Below are 18,226 nucleotides of genomic sequence, written 5' to 3'. Positions count from 1 at the left end.
ACCGCCTTGCCCGCCGATATCCGCCAGCTCCTGCTCGCGGCCTTCGAGGTCGAGCACCGCGAGCACGTCACGGCGATCCGGGCCGCGCTCGGGAGCGCGACCCCGGACTGGAACGACGTGTTCCGCCGCGCCCACAGCCTCAAGGGTGCCGCCCGCGCCGTCGATCTCCCGGCCGTGGAGGCGGTCGCCCACCGCCTGGAGACCCTGTTCGAGCGGGTCCGCACCAACGCGCAACCGGTCGACCGCGAGGCGGCCAACGCCGTCCACTTGGCCCTCGACCGGATCGAGAGCTACGTCGCCGGCCTCCAGGACGGGGCCGGGCCGGACATGCCGGCCGACGCCCTATCGGCCCTCGGGCAATGCCTCGGCCTCCCCGGGGAGGCCGCGGAGGAAGCCCCGCCGCCGGCTGCGCCACCGCCACCGGTCGCGCGGGCTGCCGAACCCCCCGCCCCGCCGGCGCCGGTTCCGGTCGCCCCGGCGCCATCCCCCGAGCCCGCCGAGTCCGGCGCCGCGATCCTGCGCGTGCCCGGGGAGGCCGTGGAGGCCCTGGCCCGAGCAAGCCACGACCTGACCAGTACCCTTGCGGCGCAGGCCCCCGCCGCCGAGGGCCTGGCGCGCCTCGCCCGGCTCGCCCGCGACATGCGGGCCGGCGCCGAGGCGCTGGCGGCCAAATCCGTTGCGGACGAGCCGGAGCTGCGCGCGCTGGCGGCCCATCTCGGCGGCTTCGCCCGGGAGGCCGCGGAGCTGTCCCGCCGTCAGGCCGCGGCGACCAGCGCGGTCGAGGGCGCGGCGTTCCGGGTCCGCGCCGAGGCCGAGCGCCTCGCCCTGGTGCCGGCCGAGACCGTGCTCGGCCCCCTCGCCCGCTCGATCCGCGAGACCGCCCGGGAGCAGGACCGCGACGTCGATCTCGACCTGCGCGGCCTCGACCTGCCTGTGGAGCGCGGCCTGCTCCAGGCCCTGAAGGATCCGCTGCTCCACGCCCTGCGCAACGCCCTGAGCCACGGCTGGCAGAGTCCGGAGATCCGCCGTGCCGCCGGCAAACCCGAGGCCTTGGCGCTCGGGCTGGAGGTGGCCGTGCGCGGCTCGCGCCTGCAGGTCACCGTCACGGATGACGGGCCGGGGCCGGACCTGTCCCGGATCGCCGCCACAGCCCGCGCCCGCGGCCTGATCGCCCCCGGGGAGGAAGCTGACCCCGAGACCCTGCTGCGCCTCGTCTTCGAGCCCGGCTTCTCCACCGCGGAGGCGGTCGATACCCTGTCGGGGCGGGGCTACGGCCTGTCCGTGGCCGCGGATGCCGCCCGCCAGCTGCTCGGCAGCGTGCGCCTGGAGCCGCGCGAGCCCGCCGGTACCGCCCTGGTGTTCAGCCTGCCGCTCTCGGCGGCCCGGCGCAGCCTGCTGCTGGTCGAGGCGGCCGGGCGGACCTATGCCTTGCCGGGCGGCGCGGTGGAGCGGCTGCTGCGCATGGACCGCGCCGGCTTGCCCATCGCCCTGGGGCGGACGATCCTGCGGATCGGCGCGGATGATGCCGCGACGAACCATCCGGTCGCCGCCCTCACCGAGATCCTGGGCCAAGCGCCGACCGCCCCGGACGCGGCCGGTCAGGACCCGACGATCCTGACCGCGGTGCTGCTGCGGGCCGGCGGCGGCCGCCTGGCGCTCGGGGTCGACCGCCTGCACGACGTCCGCGCTTTACTGGTCCTGCCGGCGCCGGCCTTCGGGGCCGATCCCGGCCTGATCGCCGGGACGGCTGTCCTGCCCGGCGACGTGCCGGTGCTGGTCCTCGACCCCGACGGCCTCGCCGCCCGGGCCGCGTCGATGGCGTCGGGCCTTTCGCTCGGAACGATGGCGCAGGCTCCACGTTCGACGACCGCGCCCCGCGCCACCGCACGGGCGACCATCCTGGTCGTCGACGACTCGATCACCACACGCACCTTGGAGAAGGGCATCTTGGAAGCCGCCGGCTACCGCGTGGTCGTCTGCGTCGACGGTCAGGACGCCCTCGACCGGCTGCGCGCCGAGATCGAGCCCATCGATCTTGTGCTGGCCGACGTGGAGATGCCGCGCCTCGACGGCTTCGGCCTGCTCAAGGCCCTGCGCGCCGATACCCGCTTCGCCCGGCTCCCAACAATCCTGATGACCTCGCGCGGGGATGCGGCCGACGTCTCCCGCGGCCTCGACCTCGGCGCGGACGCCTACCTAACCAAGCAGAAATTCGACCAGCGCCAGCTGCTCGACACGATCGGACAGCTGCTATGACGCCCGTCCGGGTCATGCTCGTCGAGGACAGCCTCGTGGTGCGCGAGTTGCTGCGCTACATCGTGTCGCGCGATCCCCGGCTCGAACTCGTGGCCGCGGTGCCCTCCGGCGAGGAGGCCCTGGCCACCCTTCAGACGGTGCGGCCGGACGTGATCTCCATGGATATCCGCCTGCCCGGCATCGACGGTCTCGAGACCACCCGCCGGATCATGGCGGAGCAACCGACCCCGATCGTCGTGATCGCCGATGCGGTGGAAGATTCGTCGCTCCGCATCTCCATGAATGCGCTGCGCGCCGGCGCCCTGTCGGTGGTCGAGAAGCCCGTGGCGACGACCCATGCGGGCTACGAGGCGGTGGCCGGAGAGATCTGCACCCAGCTTCGAATCATGGCGCAAGTCCCGGTGATCCGGCGGCGACCGATCGGTGCCGAATGGGCCGGACGAACCAGCCTGGCCTCCTTCGCCGCCCCCACCGAAGCGGCGGCGCAGGCGCCGAGCCTGCTGGCGATCGGCGCGTCGACAGGCGGCCCGCCGGCGCTCGCCCGGGTGATCGGCGCCCTGCCCAAAACCTTTCCGCTGCCGGTGCTGGTAGTCCAGCATATGGGCCCGGCCTTCATGGAGGGTTTCGCCACCTGGCTCGACAGCGTCGTGGCCCTGCCGGTCTCGCTGGCGCAGGACGGGGAGCGCGCGGAGCCCGGCCGCGTCTACGTGGCGCCCGGTGACCGGCACCTGGAGATCGGCTCCGGCCGGGTGATGCGCGTGATCGCCACCGAACCCGTCTCCGGCCAGCGCCCGGCTGCCACGGTGCTGTTCCGCTCTCTGGCCCGTCAGGTCGGACCCTCGGGGATCGGCGTGCTGCTCACCGGCATGGGCGAGGATGGGGCGGTCGGCCTCGCCGACATGCACCGGGCCGGCGCCCAGACCGTGGCCGAGCACGAGAGCACCGCTGTGGTCTACGGCATGCCGGCGGCGGCGGTGCGGCTCGGCGCCGCCCGCGCGATCCTGCCCCTCGACCGGATCGGCGACCACGTCCTGCGGCTTGCCGATCCCGGGGCTCGGCCGTGAGCCGGAGCGAGGCCGGCGCCCAGGACGGGCCTGCCCGGATCCTGCTCGTGGAGGATTCGGAGACGCAGGCTCTGGAACTGCGCCTTCTCCTTGAGGCGAACGGTTTCTCGGTGGAACGCTGCTCCTCCGCAGAAGCCGCCCTCGACCATCTCAACCGCAGCCAGCCCGACCTCGTGGTGGCCGATTATCACCTGCCCGGCATGGATGGCGACGAGCTGATCCGCCAGATGCGCCTGTCCCTGCGCACCCGGGCCCTGCCGGTGCTGATGCTCACCGGCGGCGGTGGCGGCGAACGGAAGGGCCTGGAGAGCGGCGCCGACGCCTACCTGCCGAAATCCGCCGACCGCGACCTGATGATTCTGCGCATCCGCGCCCTTCTGCGCGAGCGCCGGCCCTCCGCCGAGGGCGAGGGGCCCGGTGCCGCCGCGTTCCGGCGCGGGCGGATCCTGGTGATCGACGGCAGCCTGACCTACCGGACCTTCCTGGCGGGCCTGCTCGGGCAGGAGGGGCACCACGTTGCCACCGCCGACGGGCCGGAGGCCGCGCTCGAATCGCTCAACGGAGTGGGCGAGGATGCGTTCGACTGCGTGACCGTCGACCTGCTCGGCCACGCCTATGACGGCCTCACCCTGTGCCGGGCGATCAGCCAGCGCCGCTCCGGCCAGGCCGCCGGGGCCGGCTTCCACCTCGTGGGCATCGCCGGCAGCGATCCGGCCAAGGACTTTCTGGTCGAGGCCTTCGCGGCCGGCGCCGACGATGTTGTCTCCAAGACCGATGCCGAGGTGCTGGCCCTGCGGGTGCGCGGCTTCGTGCGCCGCCGCCTGCTGGAGGAGGACGACCGTCGCATCGCCGGCCAGTTCGGCGAGCGCGAGCGGGCGGTGGAGCGCGCCCGCGCCGAGGCCGAGGCCTCCGAGGCGCGCGCCCGCCTCGCCGACGCCCTGGAGCGGGCCAACCGCGACCTCGCCGACGCCAATCGGCAGATCACCGAGGCCCAGGCCAAGCTGGTCCAGGCTGCCAAGATGGCCTCGCTCGGCGAGCTGGTCGCCGGCATCGCCCACGAGATCAACAATCCCCTGGCCTTCATCCTGGCCCATCAGGGTACGGTCGAGCGCCTGCTCAACGAATTGCCGAACGCTGCCCCGGAGGCGGCCTCCCGCGCCGTCGACAAGGCCCGTCAACGGGTCGGGTCGATGCGGATGGGGCTGACCCGGATCCAGGATCTGGTGCTCAACCTGCGCAAGTTCTCGCGCCTCGACGAGGGCGAGCGGGCCCTGGTCAACGTGCCCGAGGCGATCGAGACCGTGCTGGCGCTGATCCAGCACAAGCTCGGCGGCCGGATCGCGGTGGAGCGCAGCTTCGCCGGCCGGCCCGAGATACACTGCACCCCGGCGCTGCTCAACCAGGTGGTGATGAACATCCTGGGCAACGCCGCCGACGCCATGCCGGAGGGCGGCATGATCCGGATCGATACCCTGTCGAACCCGGAGGTCGACGAGATCCGCATCAGCGATACTGGTCCTGGTATCCCGGAAGACCTACGTGAAAAGATATTCGAGCCGTTCTTCACGACAAAGCCCGTGGGCTCAGGCACCGGCCTGGGTCTTGCGATTGCCTACAGCGTCGTTCAGGCGCATAGCGGCTCGCTCACCGTGGAGGCGGCGCCGGACGGGGGAGCCTGCTTCGTGATCGGGATTCCGCGGCAGGCGTCCAGCGCATGAGTGAAGGCACGGCAGGACGAGCATTCCCCGCTGCGATGGACACCGGTTCGGTGACGGATACGCATTCACTGCACGAGAACGGGGCCGGGTTCGATGGCCCCCGCGGGACCATCCTGGCCGTCGATGACGAGCCGGATATCCTGATCGCCCTGGAGGACCTGTTCGAGGATTCCTACCGGATTCTGACGACCTCGAACCCGAACGAGGCGCTCGAGATCCTGCACGCCGAGCCCGACATCGCCGTGGTGCTGTCGGATCAGCGCATGCCCGGCCTCACCGGCGACGCGCTCTTGGCCGAGGCACGCGCCTTCCACGACGCGCAGGCGATCCTGCTCACCGGCTATGCCGACATCACCGCGGTGATTGCCGCGCTCAACCGCGGCGGCATCGTCGGCTACGTCACCAAGCCCTGGGACGCGAGCCTGCTGCGCTCCACGGTCCGGCAGGCCTTCGAACGCCACCGGCTCGGCCGCGACCTCGCCACCGAGCGGGCCCTGCTGCGCGGCCTGCTCGACCACGCTCAGGACGCGATCAGCTTCAAGGACGCGGACGGGCGCTTCGTGCGCCTCAACGCCCGCAAGGCGGCCCAGCTCGGCCGGGACGTCTCGGGCTGCCTCGGGCAGCGGGAGGGCGACCTGATCGGCGCGAAGGGCGGCACCGTGGCCGAGGCCGATGCCGCCGCGATCCGTTCCGGGGCGGTCGCCGAGAGCCTGACCAGCGACGGCCCGGTCGGTGCAGAACTCTGGAGCCACGTCACCCGGGTGCCGATCCGCGATGCGGGCGGCGCGATCAGTCATCTCGCGGTGATCGAGCGGGACGTGACCGAGCAGCGGACCCTGGAGGCCCGGCTGCGTCAATCCGACAAGATGCAGGCTCTCGGCACCCTGGCCGGCGGTATCGCGCACGATTTCAACAACCTGCTTACCGCGATCCTCGGCAGCCTGGAACTCGCCGCCCCCAAGGTCGCCGACCTGCCGCGGGTGCAGCGCCTGATCGAGAATGCACGCGGCGCGGCCGAGCGCGGCGCCTCCCTGACCAAGCGCCTGCTGAGCTTCAGCCGCGCGCACGACCTCCAGGCCCGCGCCACGGACGTCAACGCCCTGATCGGCGGGATGAGCGACCTGTTCGGCCGCAGCCTCGGCGGCTTGGTCAGCGTCCGCACCGACCTGACCGAGGGCCTGCCCGCCGTTCAGGTCGATCCGGACCAGCTCGAACTCGCCGTGCTCAACCTATGCATCAACGCCCGGGACGCGATGCCGGAGGGCGGCACCATCACGGTGGCGACCCAGCGCCTCGACATCGCGGGCGACCCCGAGATCGCCGACGGCTCCTATCTCGGTATCAGCGTCACCGACGAGGGCACCGGCATCCCGGACGAGATCCTGCGCAGGGTCTGCGAGCCGTTCTTCACCACCAAGGCGGTGGGTCAGGGCACGGGCCTCGGCCTCGCCATGGTGTTCGGCCTCACCCAGCAATCGAAGGGCCGGCTCGCCATCGAGAGCGAGGTCGGCCGGGGCACGCGGGTCGAACTCGCCCTGCCCTTCGCGACCGAGGCACCCGAGGAGGCGGCCGGTGAGCAGGACGACGCCCCGATGGCAGCCCGTTCGGCGCGGATCCTGGTGGTCGACGACGACGCGCAGGTCCGGCACGTCACCGCCTCGTTCCTGGCGGGCTTCGGCCACGACGCCACGGAGGCCGGCGACGGCGAGGCCGCGCTCCGATCCTTCGCGCCTGGCCGCTTCGACCTGATCGTGGCCGACCTCGCCATGCCGGGCATGAGCGGCATCGAGCTCGCCGCCGAGATCCGCGGCCGCGACCCCAGCCTGCCGGTGCTGATCCTCACCGGCCATGCGGAGGCGATGCAGATTCCGGACGATCTGCCGGTTCTGACCAAGCCGTTCCGCTCGGCCGACCTGGCGATCCGGGTCTCGGCGCTGCTGGACGGGTCTGATCCGGGGCGGGGATAAACCCGACGGGGGGGTACCCTGCCGGCGTTGCCGACGCTCGAAAAGCTCGCACGGGCGGACTGATCGGTCCGGCAAGGGGCGCACAGGCCCCTGGGAACGCGACGCCCCTGCCCGCTCTCGAAACCGGGAACGCAGCTTCCCGGGCCCGGGAGCCGGAAATTCTCGGGAACCAGCGTGTTACCGGCTCATTGATCCTCCACGGAGCCGTCACGCTCCGGGTTACGATCGTGGAGGTGAACCATGAGCAATCACGGTATCTTCCCAGGCAGTCGGCGCGATGCTGACACGGATCAGGACGATCCACCCAACAAGGATCGGCAGGGATAGAGGTTTCGAAGCTGCCGCGCGGTCGAGTTCCCGGTCAGGCCGACACTGACCGCCAGGGCGAGCTCCCGAGACGTTTCGAGACGTAGACCCTGCTTCAGGCCCGCCGGCGCAAGCCGGCGGGTTTTTTTGGGCTCTGCACGAACACGAAAAAGCCGCCCCGGACGGTCCCGGGACGGCTTTCTTAAGCTGGATCGTTGGAGCTTCGCTCAGGCCGCCTCGGCGACCTCGACCTGACCGGAATCCTTGCCGCGGGCCTCGACGTCGCGATCCACGAACTCGATCACGGCCAGCGGGGCGTTGTCGCCCTTGCGGAAGCCCGCCTTCATGATGCGGAGATAGCCGCCCGGACGGCCCTGGTAGCGCGGGCCGATCACGGCGAAGAGCTTCTTGACCATGTCGCCGTCGCGCAGCTGCGCCATGGCGAGACGGCGGGTGTGCACGCTGTCGATACGGCCCAGGGTGACGAGCTTCTCGACCACGGGACGCAAGTCCTTGGCCTTCGGCAGGGTGGTGACGATCTGCTCGTGCTTCAGCAGCGCGACCGACATGTTGGCGAACATCGCCTTGCGATGCTCAGCTGTGCGGTTGAAGCGGCGACCGCGATAACCGTGACGCATGATTTGGCTTCCTTCTCATCTCGGCCGCCGTGCCACGGTACGGCCGGGTGCCTCATCGAGGCTGTTGTTATCCGCGTAACCCCGCGGCGGGATTTTTTGGACTTCGCGTCAGGTCTGCGGAGGTCCGTATCTGGCCAGGCCCGACGGACGGCACCGTACAGCGCCGCCCAGTCCGGCCCGAAGCCGTTTCGCCTCAGTAATGCTCTTCGAAGCGCTTGGCGAGATCTTCGATGTTCTCCGGCGGCCAGCCGGGGATGTCCATGCCGAGGTGCAGGCCCATGCCGGCCAGCACTTCCTTGATCTCGTTGAGCGACTTGCGGCCGAAGTTCGGGGTCCGCAGCATCTCGCCCTCGGACTTCTGGATCAGGTCGCCGATGTAGACGATGTTGTCGTTCTTCAGGCAATTCGCCGACCGGACCGACAGCTCCAGCTCGTCGACCTTCTTGAGCAGAGCCGGGTTGAAGGGCAGCTGCGGGGCCAGCGGGGCAGCCTCTTCCTTGCGCGGATCCTCGAAGTTCACGAAGACCTGCAGCTGGTCCTGGATGATCCGCGCGGCATAGGCCAGCGCGTCTTCCGGGCCGACGGCACCGTTGGTCTCGATCGTCATCGTCAGCTTGTCCTTGTCGAGATCCTGGCCCTCGCGGGTGGTCTCGACGCGGTAGCTGACCTTGGTCACCGGGGAGAACAGCGCGTCCACCGGGATCAGGCCGATCGGCGCGTCCTCTGGACGGTTGCGCTCGGCCGGAACGTAACCCTTGCCCGTGGCGACCGTGAACTCCATGCGGATCTCGGCGCCGTCGTCCAGCGTGCAGATCACCAGCTCCGGGTTCAGGATCTGGATGTCGCCGACCGTGCCGATGTCACCCGCCGTGACGGTGCCCGGGCCGGTCTTGCGCAGGGTCATGCGCTTGGGCGCATCGGTCTGCGACCGGATCGCGATGGTCTTGATGTTCAGGACGATGTCGGTGACGTCCTCGCGGACGCCCGGGATCGAGGAGAACTCATGCAGCACGCCGTCGATCTGCACCGAGGTCACGGCCGCGCCCTGGAGCGAGGACAGGAGCACCCGGCGCAGGGCGTTGCCCAGGGTGGTGCCGAAGCCGCGCTCGAGCGGCTCGGCCACGACGGTGGCGACCCGCTTCGGGTCGTCGCCGGTCGAGACCTGCAGCTTGTTCGGCTTGATCAGTTCCTGCCAGTTCTTCTGAATGACCACGATCCTACCTCTCGTCCATGCTCGGGATCCGCGACACCCGTTCCCGCGCTTCGGCCGCCCGGCGCCGCCCCCTGGCGCCCCGAACGGTCCCTGAATTCAAGTCTGTTATTCGCCACCGACCCAGAGGGCCGGCACGAAGCGGTACCCGGCCCCGTCCCGATCCACGTAGCCGAGGGCCGGGAATTCCAGGTGCGCACCTGCGATGAAGGTCCGCTCCTGCGCCACCTCGTCCATGATGGCCTTGCGCGTCGCACGCGCCTGGTCGCCATCGACGTCGAATCCGACACCCGCCTCCGGGTTCTTGAACTGGATCGCGGGCAGGTGCACCACGTCCGTCCACATCAGCAGCGACTGTCCACCGGAGACGATGCGGAAACCGCAATGCCCGGGGGTATGACCCGGCAGATGGACCGCGCTGATCCCCGGCAGGACCTCACCGCCGCGATGCTCACGCATCCGCTTGGTGTAGGGCGCGACCGCCTTTCGGGCGTTTTCGAAGTACGGCTTGGCCTCGTCCGGCGCCCGCGAGAGAGCGTCGTCCGGCAGCCAGTGCGCCGCCTCGTCGGCATGCACCACGATCTCGGCGTTGGGGAACCGGGCCGCCCCGTTCGTGACCAGCCCGCCGACATGGTCGGGATGCAGGTGCGTGACCAGGACGGTTTCGATCTCCTCGGGCTTGACGCCGGTGAGCGCCAAAGCCGTGCTGAGCCGCCCCAGGGTCTCCACCGGGGCAAAGTCACCGTATCCCGTATCGATCAACACCGGCTCGCGGCCGGCACCGGTGATCAGGAAGGCGTTCAGCGTGATCTTGGGCTGCTCGGTGCGGAAGCCCGCAACCTGGAGCTTGCCGGCTTCGTCTTTCGGGATTCCCGTGACGAGATCGAGGCTGGCCTGAAACCAGCCGTCGTTGAGCGCGGTGACCGTGAGGTCGCCGAGGTTCCAACGCAGCACGCCCGGAAGCGGCTTCGATCCCGTCATGAGCTTCTCCGTCAAACCGACTGGTTCAGACCCGACGACGCTTGCGCGGACGGCAGCCGTTGTGCGGGATCGAGGTCACGTCGCGGATCGAGGTGACCGTGAAGCCCGCGGCCTGGAGCGCGCGCAGCGCCGACTCACGACCCGAACCCGGGCCGGACACCTCGACCTCGAGGGTGCGCATGCCGTGCTCGGACGCCTTGCGGGCGGCATCCTCGGCGGCAACCTGCGCGGCGTACGGCGTCGACTTGCGCGAGCCCTTGAAGCCCATCGCGCCGGCGGAGGACCACGAGATCGTGTTGCCCTGCGCGTCCGTGATGGTGATCATCGTGTTGTTGAACGAAGCGTTCACGTGGGCGACGCCCGACACGATGTTCTTGCGTTCGCGCCGGCGGACGCGTTGCGGTTCCTTGGCCATTCGGGTCTCACTCTTCCTTCAAGCGCGCCCGTAATTCCAGGCGCTCGGGATTCTTCTAGGCACTCGGCCGGCGCGCCCGTGAAGGGCGGTCCGGCCCGATGCGGGATCCCTCGCGGGACACCAACACGACGGAAGGAAGGCCGAGCTCAGCACGGCCTTCCAAGTGGAGAATTACTTCTTCTTGCCGGCGATCGGCTTCGCCTTGCCCTTGCGGGTGCGGGCGTTGGTATGGGTGCGCTGGCCGCGGACCGGCAGCTGCTTGCGGTGACGCAGACCGCGATAGGCGCCAAGATCCATCAGGCGCTTGATGTTCATCGAAACTTCGCGGCGCAGGTCGCCCTCGACGATGTAGTCGCGGTCGATCGTCTCGCGGATCTGCAGCACCTCGGCGTCGGTGAGCTGGTTCACGCGACGCTCGGCGGGGATGTTCACCTTCTGGGTGATTTCCTCGGCCTTCTTAGAGCCGATGCCGTGGATGTACTGGAGCGCGATGACGACGCGCTTGTTTGTCGGGATGTTGACGCCTGCGATACGGGCCATGATCACGCTCCATCTGAGGCCCGGCGATGCGGGCGTTGATCGCGCGCGTCCGGTGGAGGCCGGCCCCTGCGCGCGCCAAACGACAACGTGGCCCTGGGGCGGCCCTGGACAGGGCACCTCGGACCAGCGATCGATTGGACGAAGGAGGGCCTGCTAGCGTGCGCGGGCCCAGATGTCAACGACTGGTGAACGATCGGCCGCGCTTCCATGCGTCGCGCGCGGACCATGCCAGGGTCACCGAGGGAGCACAGATGTCGGTTCTGACCAGCGACGGCGCCACCCTGCGGGCTTTCGCAGACTCGGTCCTTCGGGCCGCCGAAGAGAATGCCGAGGAAGTCGTCCCGGTGATCCTTGCGGTCGTCGGTGGCATCCTCACCGAGGCCCAGCCCGGTACCATCGCACTCCAAACCGAGGATGACGGTCCCGGCCAGCTCTGGGCGACCTTCGCGGGCCGCCGGATGGTGTTCCGCTACAACAGCATGACCGCGATGGTCGAACTGCGCGACGACCGCACCGACGGCAATCCCACCCGTCTATTCGGACGCCGCGCGCTGCCGATGGACATCGTCAATTTCTTTGGAGCGTTGCGGGCGGAGGGGCCTGGGGATCGCTGACGCCGCCGCGTCAACGGAATCGCTGGCTTCGGTACCGGCAATAACCGCCCATCGTCTGGTAGCCGGCCGGGCAGCGGCGGACGCACGCACCCGCCGCATACTTGAGAGGCGGCCGACACGCATGCCGGAAACGCTTCTCCCCGTAGACGAAGGATTGCGCGGGGCTCTGCGCCGCGACCGGGAGGGGCGCCAGCACCACGGCCAGAAGCAGAAGGCTTACGGGGATACGGAGGGCGGTCATCGGGACTCCCGATCGTGTTTCGCCATCAACCTCCGGCTGCGCCTATGGTTCACCGCACGCTACGATCCCGGGCAATTCGTCGTTCGAGACGGCGTCCCACGACCGGGCGATCAGATCTCGCACATCCGGTCGAGCGACCAAGCGCATGCCGGGCTGTGTGATGGGACCGCGTTCGGTGCCGGCCCCATGGGACCGACGCATCGCGCCGCAGGGCCGGTCGGCCCGTCGATGCCACCCCGCGAGTGTCGCCTGCTGGTTTCTCGCCGCGCGCAGGATCGTGGCGCAAGATGGAACTGACGGATGTGTCCTCCGGTAGCGGCCGGCATCCGAATGCATGCGGCATGCTGGCGTTTGCGGCAGGAGGGGCCGCGCTCGGCCTGCGGTCTCAGCACCGCCAAGTTTTCTGTGATCACCGGTTTGAGCCTTTACATGCTCGCTCCTCGCGGCTCGCAAGATCGGAACCTACTTTTGATCACATATCCACCTTAAGCCGCAAATGTAAGAATATTTCGTGTCTCAATACAATATATTAATCCAAATTATTATTTGACGTCGATCAATTAGGCTAAAGCGAAATGCCTTCCGGCGGAGACATGCTGCGTAAATCCTGCTTGACCTTAGGTAGCGTCAGAGTTTTAAATAAAATATCTTTGGCGACGAGCGGAGCAATCCGCATGAGTCCATGTGCGCATCGCGCTACATTTCCTGCGATCCATCGATCTATGCGTCGGGCGGCTTTCCGGGTGATCTGGATATGCTGCATCGACTGCACGCAACGCCGGCCCCGGAGATCGTTTCGGTCGCGAATCTCTACGATCCGGCCTGCTACACCCGCACTCTCGATCCGGACGCGATCTTCGCCGATCCCGCCCTCCGGCCGAATCTGGATCGGGCTTTCGCCTTCGTTGGCGGCGTCCAGGCGGTCGCACCGGCCTGTGTTTTGGTTCGGATCGACAATGCGAGCATCTGCAACCGGAGCATCACGGTCTCCCGCGATGGGGAAACGCTGCTCCTGTTCGAGACTTTCCGTCCCTCCGATCTCGTCACGCCCCCGCAACCGGGAGCCAGCGGGCCGACCACGACCCTTCCGAAGACCTGCGCTTATCTCCTGCTGACATCCTCCGGGACCTTCAACTGGGGACATTGGCTGGCCGAAGACCTGCCGCGCCTCCTGGCAGTGGACTGCCTGTCCGGTCTCCGCAGACCCATCTGCCTGTTGCTGCACGGTTTCGTCCCGGCCACCGACCGGATGCGGATCGAGCTTCTCCGGGGCTTGCTCGGACGCCGGGACGTCACGATTCGGTTGCTGCGACCGGATACGACTTACCGGGCGGCGGACCTCTACTTTGCCTCGCCGATGGCTGGTCTGCCTGGCCCGAAGCATCCCCAGGCTCTCGCAGACCTTTCCGTTCGGGCCATCGCGATGATGCGTCGCCTGGACCGGCGATGGTGGCGATCGCCCCCGCGCCGTCCGACCCGTCTGTTCGTGATTCGCCGACGTGATCGCGGCCGGGTGCCGATCGGATGGGTGGACCTCTGCAGGACCCTGCAGGCCCGCGGCTACCAGCCGATCGATCCCGAGGGGATCTCAGCGCGGGAGCAGGCCGCGACCTTCGCGTGTGCAGAGCGCGTCGTCGGCTGCATGGGCGCCGCGATGGTGAACACACTGTTCTGCGCGCCAGGGACGCGCATTCTATACTTCGCCCCGGAAACGTTCACCGATCCGTATTATCTCGACCTCGCAGCGGCGCGCGGTCATCGCTACGGCGTCTGCTACGGCAAGGCCCTCGATCCGGGTCGGCCGGCGCAATCGGATTACGTCCTCGATCCAGACCACCTAGCCCGCGCTCTGGCATGGCTCGATGGGGGTCGTGAGGAATGCCGGCAAGCTGCTCGAAACTATTTACCTGCGGGCCGGATATACCCCCACGCCTCGCTTCGCGTCGGCGCCGATGGCAGCCAAGATTCTTCGCGGCTCGCTCCGAACACGGAGCCGCACACGATCCGTACCGTCGAAGAACTGTGATCTTCCTGGAAGAACGACGGCGCTGACGCCATCGCCGATCATCGCCGTTGCGCCAACCTAAGGTCTGCGCAACCGAAAGTGGATCGAACCACTCTCAGCCTGCTGCTTGAGCGTCGGCTTCGTGCGCTTCGAGTTCATCACAAGGCCGGCCGCCGAATGATGCGGCGTACCGGCGGTCTTGGTCAGGACGCCACGCGTTCCGCGTGCGGCTCCAGCACCGCCATGATCTCCGTGGTCACGGTATCGATCGGCTGCATGCCATCGACGGTGTGGAGCAAACCGGTCTTGGCGTAGTAGTCCGAAAGCGGCGCGGTCAGGGCCCGGTAGGCCTCCAGGCGCTGCTTGAACACCTCGGGGGTGTCGTCCTTGCGCACCGCCTGCCCGCGCGCGAGCGTCTCCGCCGCTCGCTTCTGGATGCGCCCGACCAGCGCGTCCTCGTCGACCTTGAGCTCAACGACTGCGGACAGGTTCATGTCCTTGCCGGACAGCATGGTTGCCAGCGCCTCGGCCTGGGCCACAGTGCGGGGGAAACCGTCCAGGATGAAGCCGCGCTTCGCGTCGGGTTCCTCGATCCGGTCGGCAACGATCCCGACCACGATCCGGTCGGAGACGAGGCCACCCGATTCCATCACGGCCTTGGCCTCGAGGCCCACCGGCGTGCCGGCGGCGACCGCGGCGCGCAGCATGTCCCCGGTCGAGAGCTGCGGGATGCCGAAGCGCTCGACGATCCGCTCGGATTGCGTGCCCTTCCCCGCGCCGGGGGGGCCGAGCAGAATGATGCGCATGGCGTTGTCCTCGTCCGGCCCGACTCTCTACGGGCACAAGCGGCGGTTGACGAAGCCTCCCCGGCATCGCCCGTTTCGGGTTTTTCTAGTCGGTCCCGGGCCCGGAGGCATCCAGACCTTTTGCTGAGAGGCGGGCGCGGCGGTGGCTTCGTCCCGCCTCTGTAGCAGGCTCAGCGGCGGCGTTGCGTGGTCGAGGCGCCACGCAGCTTGGCCTTCTTCACGAGGCCCTCGTACTGATGCGCCATCAGATGCCCGTGGATCTGAGCGACCGTGTCCATGGTCACCGAGACCACGATCAGCAGCGAGGTCCCGCCGAAGCCAAGGCTTGCCGAGGCGTAGGACGACAGGATCTCGGGGCAGAGGCAGACGAGAGTCAGGTACAGGGCGCCGATCACCGTGATCCGGGTCAGCACCTTGTCGATGAAGGCCGCGGTGCGCTCGCCCGGACGGATGCCCGGGATAAAGCCGCCATGCTTCTTCAGGTTGTCGGCCGTCTCCTGCGGATTGAAGACCACCGCGGTGTAGAAGAACGTGAAGAAGATGATCAGCGCCGCGTAGAGCGCCATGAACAGTGGCGTCCCGTGGCCCAGATAGGCCGTCACGGTGCCAAGCCAGCCGCTGCTGCCGCCATTGGCGGAGAAGCTCGCCGCGGTGGCCGGCAGGAGCAGGAGCGACGAGGCGAAGATCGGCGGGATCACACCCGACGTGTTGAGCTTCAACGGCAGGAACGAGGTCTGGCCCTCGTACATGCGGTTGCCGACCTGGCGCTTCGGGTAGTTGATCAGCAGGCGGCGCTGGGCGCGCTCCATGAACACGATGAAGTAGACCAACACCACGGCCGCCACGGCGACGCCCAGGATGATGATCGGCGACAGCGCGCCGGTGCGGCCGAGCTCGAGAGCGCCCGCGATCGCGACCGGGAGGTGGGCGACGATGCCGGCGAAGATGATCAGCGACGAGCCGTTGCCGATGCCGCGCGAGGTGATCTGCTCGCCGACCCACATCAGGAACAGGGTGCCGCCGGTCAGCGTGATCACCGTCGAGGCCAGGAAGAACGGGCCGGGATCGATGGCCGCGGACGAGCTCTGGAGACCGATCGCGATGCCCCAGGACTGCACAAGCGCCAGCACCACCGTGAGGTAGCGGGTGTACTGGTTGATCACCTTGCGGCCGGACTCACCCTCCTTCTTCAGCGCTTCCAGGCTCGGGATCACCGAGGTGAGCAGCTGAACGATGATCGAGGCCGAGATGTACGGCATGATGTTGAGGGCAAAGATCGCCATGCGCTCGACGGCACCGCCGGAGAACATGTTGAACAGCCCGAGCACGCCGCCAGCCTGCTGCTGGAAGTTCCGGGCGAACTGCTCCGGATCGATGCCGGGGATCGGGATGTAGGTGCCCAGCCGGAACACCACGAGGGCGCCGAGCGTGAACCAGATGCGCTTCTTCAGCTCATCGGCCTTCGCGATGGCACCGAAATTGAGGTTGGCGGCAAGCTGCTCGGCGGCTGAGGCCATAAGCGTCGCGTCCTGGGAGTGTCGCCGGGCGAACGGCGCCCGGATGAATTGAAAACGGCGGCCCGCGTGGTCGCAGGGCCGCCGCTCGAAGGATCGGCTTAAAGGGTGCGCGGGGACCGTGCAACGGGGCCCCGCATCGCTCCCATGCCGGCCGTCAGGCCGTGGCCTCGGCCTTGGCGCCGCCGCGGGTCGACACGCCGGTGGCGAATGCGACGCTGACCGAGCCGCCGGCCTTCTCGACCGCTTCGATGGCGGACTTGGAAGCGCGGGTGACCTCGAAGCTGAGCTTCGCGGTCAGCTCGCCGACGCCGAGCAGCTTCACGCCGTCACGGGCCCGGGCGATGATGCCGGCGGTGACGAGGCTGTCGACCGTGACGGTCGCGGCCTTGTCGAGCTTACCGGCGTCCACCGCCTCCTGGATCCGGCCGAGGTTCACCTCGTTCAGATCCTGGGCGTAGAGGTTGTTGAAGCCACGCTTCGGCAGGCGCCGATGCAGCGGCATCTGACCGCCCTCGAAGCCCTTGATGGACACGCCGGTCCGGGCCTTCTGACCCTTCACGCCGCGGCCGGCGGTCTTGCCCTTGCCGGAGCCGATGCCCCGACCGACACGCATCCGATTCTTGGTTGCGCCGGGATTGTCGCTGATCTCGTTGAGCTTCATCGGTGCCTCCTCACGCCACGTCGCCGTGGACGCGCACGAGGTGCGCAACCTTGCGGATCATGCCGCGCACGGAGGGGGTATCCTCCAGCTCGGACACGCGGTGGAGCTTGTTGAGCTTGAGGCCGATCAGCGTCTGGCGCTGGCTGGCCTCCTGGCGGATCGGCGAGCCGATCTGCTCGATACGGACGGTCTTCTGTGCCATCGGACCCTCCCCTTACGCGACCGCAGCTTCGGACTGGTCGGCCGGATCGGCGTCGCGGCGACGGGCCTGGAGGCTCGAAACCTTGATGCCGCGGCGGGCCGCCACGGAGCGCGGGCTGTCCTCGTTCTTAAGCGCCTCGAAGGTGGCGCGCACGAGGTTGTAGGGGTTGGAGGAGCCGAGCGACTTCGCGACAACGTCCTGCATGCCGAGCGTCTCGAACACGGCGCGCATCGGGCCGCCGGCGATGATGCCGGTACCCTGCGGAGCCGCACGGAGGATCACCTTGCCGGCGCCGTGGCGGCCGTTCACGTCGTGGTGCAGGGTCCGACCCTCGCGCAGCGACACCCGGATCAGGCCGCGCTTGGCCGCCTCGGTCGCCTTGCGGATCGCCTCCGGCACCTCACGGGCCTTGCCGTGGCCGAAGCCGACGCGGCCCTTCTGGTCGCCGACGACGACGAGGGCTGCGAAGCCGAAGCGACGGCCACCCTTCACCACCTTGGCGACGCGGTTGATGTGGACGAGCTTGTCCACGAATTCGCTGTCGCGCTCCTCGCGCTCGTCGCGGCGGCCGCGGCCCCCGCCTTCCCGTTCACGTGCCATGTTGTCTAACCTATCTCACTAGCGCGGATCCTCGGACCCGCTCGCTCGATTCCCCTCGCCGGAAACGGGAGGGAATGGCCGCGCGGGTATCACGCCGCGCGGGGTGAGTTCCTCAGAACTCCAGGCCGCCTTCGCGGGCGGCCTCGGCCACGGCTGCGACGCGGCCGTGGTAGATGTAGCCGGAGCGGTCGAAGATCACCTTCGTGACGCCCGCGGCCTTGGCGCGCTCGGCCACCAGCTTGCCCACCGCCTTGGCGGCGGCGACATCGGCGCCGGTCTTGAGTTCACCCTTGAGTGCCTTGTCGATCGACGAGGCGGCGGCCAGCGTCTTGCCGGCGACGTCGTCGATGACCTGCACGTAGATCTGCTTCGACGAGCGGAACACCGAGAGCCGCGGACGGCCGTTGGCGGCCGCCCGCAGCGCGCGACGGACGCGCGCCTTGCGGCGATCGAGGGCTTCGAGCTTGCGAGACATGATGCCCTCC

At 68.9% G+C, this 18,226-nt stretch carries 18 protein-coding genes; 6 read left to right on the top strand and 12 right to left on the bottom strand.

Going from position 1 to position 18,226, the window contains the following annotated elements; genetic code table 11:
* The first annotated feature begins 6 nt into the window (after positions 1-6).
* From ACYQPG_RS14085 to ACYQPG_RS14070, 4 genes are read left to right on the top strand one after another with little or no spacing between them, the layout of a single operon-like run.
* Entirely contained in the window at positions 7-2,256 is a 2,250-nt protein-coding gene (locus ACYQPG_RS14085) for a hybrid sensor histidine kinase/response regulator (RefSeq protein ID WP_419829659.1), read from the top strand.
* Positions 2,253-3,320 carry a chemotaxis-specific protein-glutamate methyltransferase CheB gene (cheB, locus tag ACYQPG_RS14080; protein ID WP_419829658.1) on the top strand — a complete coding sequence of 356 codons (1,068 nt, stop codon included), beginning with the start codon at positions 2,253-2,255 and terminating at the stop codon, positions 3,318-3,320. Before ACYQPG_RS14085 ends, cheB begins: the two co-directional genes overlap by 4 nt.
* Positions 3,317-5,038 (top strand): response regulator, encoded by a 1,722-nt coding sequence (locus ACYQPG_RS14075; RefSeq protein WP_461231151.1) that lies wholly within the window; start codon positions 3,317-3,319, stop codon positions 5,036-5,038. The genes cheB and ACYQPG_RS14075 overlap by 4 nt, the downstream gene beginning before the upstream one ends.
* The gene (locus ACYQPG_RS14070; protein ID WP_461231150.1) at positions 5,035-7,005 is read left to right on the top strand and encodes a response regulator; all 1,971 of its coding nucleotides are present in this window, start codon (positions 5,035-5,037) and stop codon (positions 7,003-7,005) included. The genes ACYQPG_RS14075 and ACYQPG_RS14070 overlap by 4 nt, the downstream gene beginning before the upstream one ends.
* Positions 7,006-7,538: 533 nt before the next feature.
* On the opposite strand, the gene rplQ is transcribed toward ACYQPG_RS14070, so the two are convergent.
* The 5 genes from rplQ to rpsM form a co-directional block, all read right to left on the bottom strand.
* Positions 7,539-7,949 (bottom strand): 50S ribosomal protein L17, encoded by a 411-nt coding sequence (rplQ, locus tag ACYQPG_RS14065; RefSeq protein WP_147909515.1) that lies wholly within the window; start codon positions 7,947-7,949, stop codon positions 7,539-7,541.
* Positions 7,950-8,142: 193 nt separating this feature from the next.
* On the bottom strand, positions 8,143-9,162 hold the full coding sequence (locus ACYQPG_RS14060; protein ID WP_147909516.1) for a DNA-directed RNA polymerase subunit alpha: 1,020 nt from the start codon (positions 9,160-9,162) through the stop codon (positions 8,143-8,145).
* A 105-nt stretch (positions 9,163-9,267) separates the two neighbouring features.
* Positions 9,268-10,140, bottom strand: a complete 873-nt coding sequence (locus ACYQPG_RS14055) for an MBL fold metallo-hydrolase (protein ID WP_419829656.1) — start codon at positions 10,138-10,140, stop codon at positions 9,268-9,270.
* Positions 10,141-10,165: 25 nt separating this feature from the next.
* The gene (gene rpsK, locus ACYQPG_RS14050; protein WP_007557606.1) at positions 10,166-10,555 is read right to left on the bottom strand and encodes a 30S ribosomal protein S11; all 390 of its coding nucleotides are present in this window, start codon (positions 10,553-10,555) and stop codon (positions 10,166-10,168) included.
* 171 nt (positions 10,556-10,726) lie between these two features.
* The gene (gene rpsM, locus ACYQPG_RS14045) at positions 10,727-11,095 is read right to left on the bottom strand and encodes a 30S ribosomal protein S13 (protein WP_147853146.1); all 369 of its coding nucleotides are present in this window, start codon (positions 11,093-11,095) and stop codon (positions 10,727-10,729) included.
* Positions 11,096-11,346: 251 nt separating this feature from the next.
* Between rpsM and ACYQPG_RS14040 the strand changes: the two genes are divergently transcribed.
* On the top strand, positions 11,347-11,709 hold the full coding sequence (locus ACYQPG_RS14040; protein WP_147909518.1) for a hypothetical protein: 363 nt from the start codon (positions 11,347-11,349) through the stop codon (positions 11,707-11,709).
* A 10-nt stretch (positions 11,710-11,719) separates the two neighbouring features.
* Here the strand turns inward: ACYQPG_RS14040 and ACYQPG_RS14035 are convergent, their stop codons facing one another.
* Positions 11,720-11,950, bottom strand: a complete 231-nt coding sequence (locus ACYQPG_RS14035; protein WP_147940632.1) for a hypothetical protein — start codon at positions 11,948-11,950, stop codon at positions 11,720-11,722.
* A 682-nt stretch (positions 11,951-12,632) separates the two neighbouring features.
* Here ACYQPG_RS14035 and ACYQPG_RS14030 point away from each other — a divergent pair.
* On the top strand, positions 12,633-13,976 hold the full coding sequence (locus ACYQPG_RS14030) for a glycosyltransferase family 61 protein (protein ID WP_461231149.1): 1,344 nt from the start codon (positions 12,633-12,635) through the stop codon (positions 13,974-13,976).
* 182 nt (positions 13,977-14,158) lie between these two features.
* On the opposite strand, the gene ACYQPG_RS14025 is transcribed toward ACYQPG_RS14030, so the two are convergent.
* The 6 genes from ACYQPG_RS14025 to rplR all read right to left on the bottom strand — a co-directional run bounded on the left by ACYQPG_RS14025 (position 14,159) and on the right by rplR (position 18,216).
* The gene (locus ACYQPG_RS14025) at positions 14,159-14,761 is read right to left on the bottom strand and encodes an adenylate kinase (protein ID WP_147853150.1); all 603 of its coding nucleotides are present in this window, start codon (positions 14,759-14,761) and stop codon (positions 14,159-14,161) included.
* Between the two features lie 170 nt (positions 14,762-14,931).
* Positions 14,932-16,278: a preprotein translocase subunit SecY gene (gene secY / locus ACYQPG_RS14020; RefSeq protein ID WP_461231148.1), complete on the bottom strand. Its 1,347-nt coding sequence runs from the start codon at positions 16,276-16,278 to the stop codon at positions 14,932-14,934.
* 154 nt (positions 16,279-16,432) lie between these two features.
* The gene (rplO, locus tag ACYQPG_RS14015; RefSeq protein ID WP_147909522.1) at positions 16,433-16,939 is read right to left on the bottom strand and encodes a 50S ribosomal protein L15; all 507 of its coding nucleotides are present in this window, start codon (positions 16,937-16,939) and stop codon (positions 16,433-16,435) included.
* Positions 16,940-16,949: 10 nt separating this feature from the next.
* Positions 16,950-17,141, bottom strand: coding sequence for a 50S ribosomal protein L30 (gene rpmD / locus ACYQPG_RS14010; protein ID WP_007557591.1), 192 nt, complete (start codon positions 17,139-17,141; stop codon positions 16,950-16,952).
* 12 nt (positions 17,142-17,153) lie between these two features.
* Entirely contained in the window at positions 17,154-17,741 is a 588-nt protein-coding gene (gene rpsE / locus ACYQPG_RS14005; protein ID WP_007557588.1) for a 30S ribosomal protein S5, read from the bottom strand.
* 112 nt (positions 17,742-17,853) lie between these two features.
* Positions 17,854-18,216, bottom strand: coding sequence for a 50S ribosomal protein L18 (rplR, locus tag ACYQPG_RS14000; RefSeq protein WP_010686176.1), 363 nt, complete (start codon positions 18,214-18,216; stop codon positions 17,854-17,856).
* Positions 18,217-18,226 lie beyond the last annotated feature (10 nt).

The organism is Methylobacterium sp. CM6246 (assembly GCF_054818005.1).
This window is presented reverse-complemented; position numbering and strand designations above follow the sequence as displayed.

Excerpts from the sequence above, each read along its gene's own strand:
- cheB (WP_419829658.1), top strand. The coding sequence starts at position 2,253 with ATGACGCCCGTCCGGGTCATGCTCGTCGAGGACAGCCTCGTGGTGCGC.
- ACYQPG_RS14070 (WP_461231150.1), top strand. The coding sequence starts at position 5,035 with ATGAGTGAAGGCACGGCAGGACGAGCATTCCCCGCTGCGATGGACACC.
- rplQ (WP_147909515.1), bottom strand. The coding sequence starts at position 7,949 with ATGCGTCACGGTTATCGCGGTCGCCGCTTCAACCGCACAGCTGAGCAT.
- ACYQPG_RS14055 (WP_419829656.1), bottom strand. The coding sequence starts at position 10,140 with ATGACGGGATCGAAGCCGCTTCCGGGCGTGCTGCGTTGGAACCTCGGC.
- rpsK (WP_007557606.1), bottom strand. The coding sequence starts at position 10,555 with ATGGCCAAGGAACCGCAACGCGTCCGCCGGCGCGAACGCAAGAACATC.
- rpsM (WP_147853146.1), bottom strand. The coding sequence starts at position 11,095 with ATGGCCCGTATCGCAGGCGTCAACATCCCGACAAACAAGCGCGTCGTC.
- ACYQPG_RS14040 (WP_147909518.1), top strand. The coding sequence starts at position 11,347 with ATGTCGGTTCTGACCAGCGACGGCGCCACCCTGCGGGCTTTCGCAGAC.
- ACYQPG_RS14035 (WP_147940632.1), bottom strand. The coding sequence starts at position 11,950 with ATGACCGCCCTCCGTATCCCCGTAAGCCTTCTGCTTCTGGCCGTGGTG.
- ACYQPG_RS14030 (WP_461231149.1), top strand. The coding sequence starts at position 12,633 with ATGTGCGCATCGCGCTACATTTCCTGCGATCCATCGATCTATGCGTCG.
- ACYQPG_RS14025 (WP_147853150.1), bottom strand. The coding sequence starts at position 14,761 with ATGCGCATCATTCTGCTCGGCCCCCCCGGCGCGGGGAAGGGCACGCAA.
- secY (WP_461231148.1), bottom strand. The coding sequence starts at position 16,278 with ATGGCCTCAGCCGCCGAGCAGCTTGCCGCCAACCTCAATTTCGGTGCC.
- rplO (WP_147909522.1), bottom strand. The coding sequence starts at position 16,939 with ATGAAGCTCAACGAGATCAGCGACAATCCCGGCGCAACCAAGAATCGG.
- rpmD (WP_007557591.1), bottom strand. The coding sequence starts at position 17,141 with ATGGCACAGAAGACCGTCCGTATCGAGCAGATCGGCTCGCCGATCCGC.
- rpsE (WP_007557588.1), bottom strand. The coding sequence starts at position 17,741 with ATGGCACGTGAACGGGAAGGCGGGGGCCGCGGCCGCCGCGACGAGCGC.
- rplR (WP_010686176.1), bottom strand. The coding sequence starts at position 18,216 with ATGTCTCGCAAGCTCGAAGCCCTCGATCGCCGCAAGGCGCGCGTCCGT.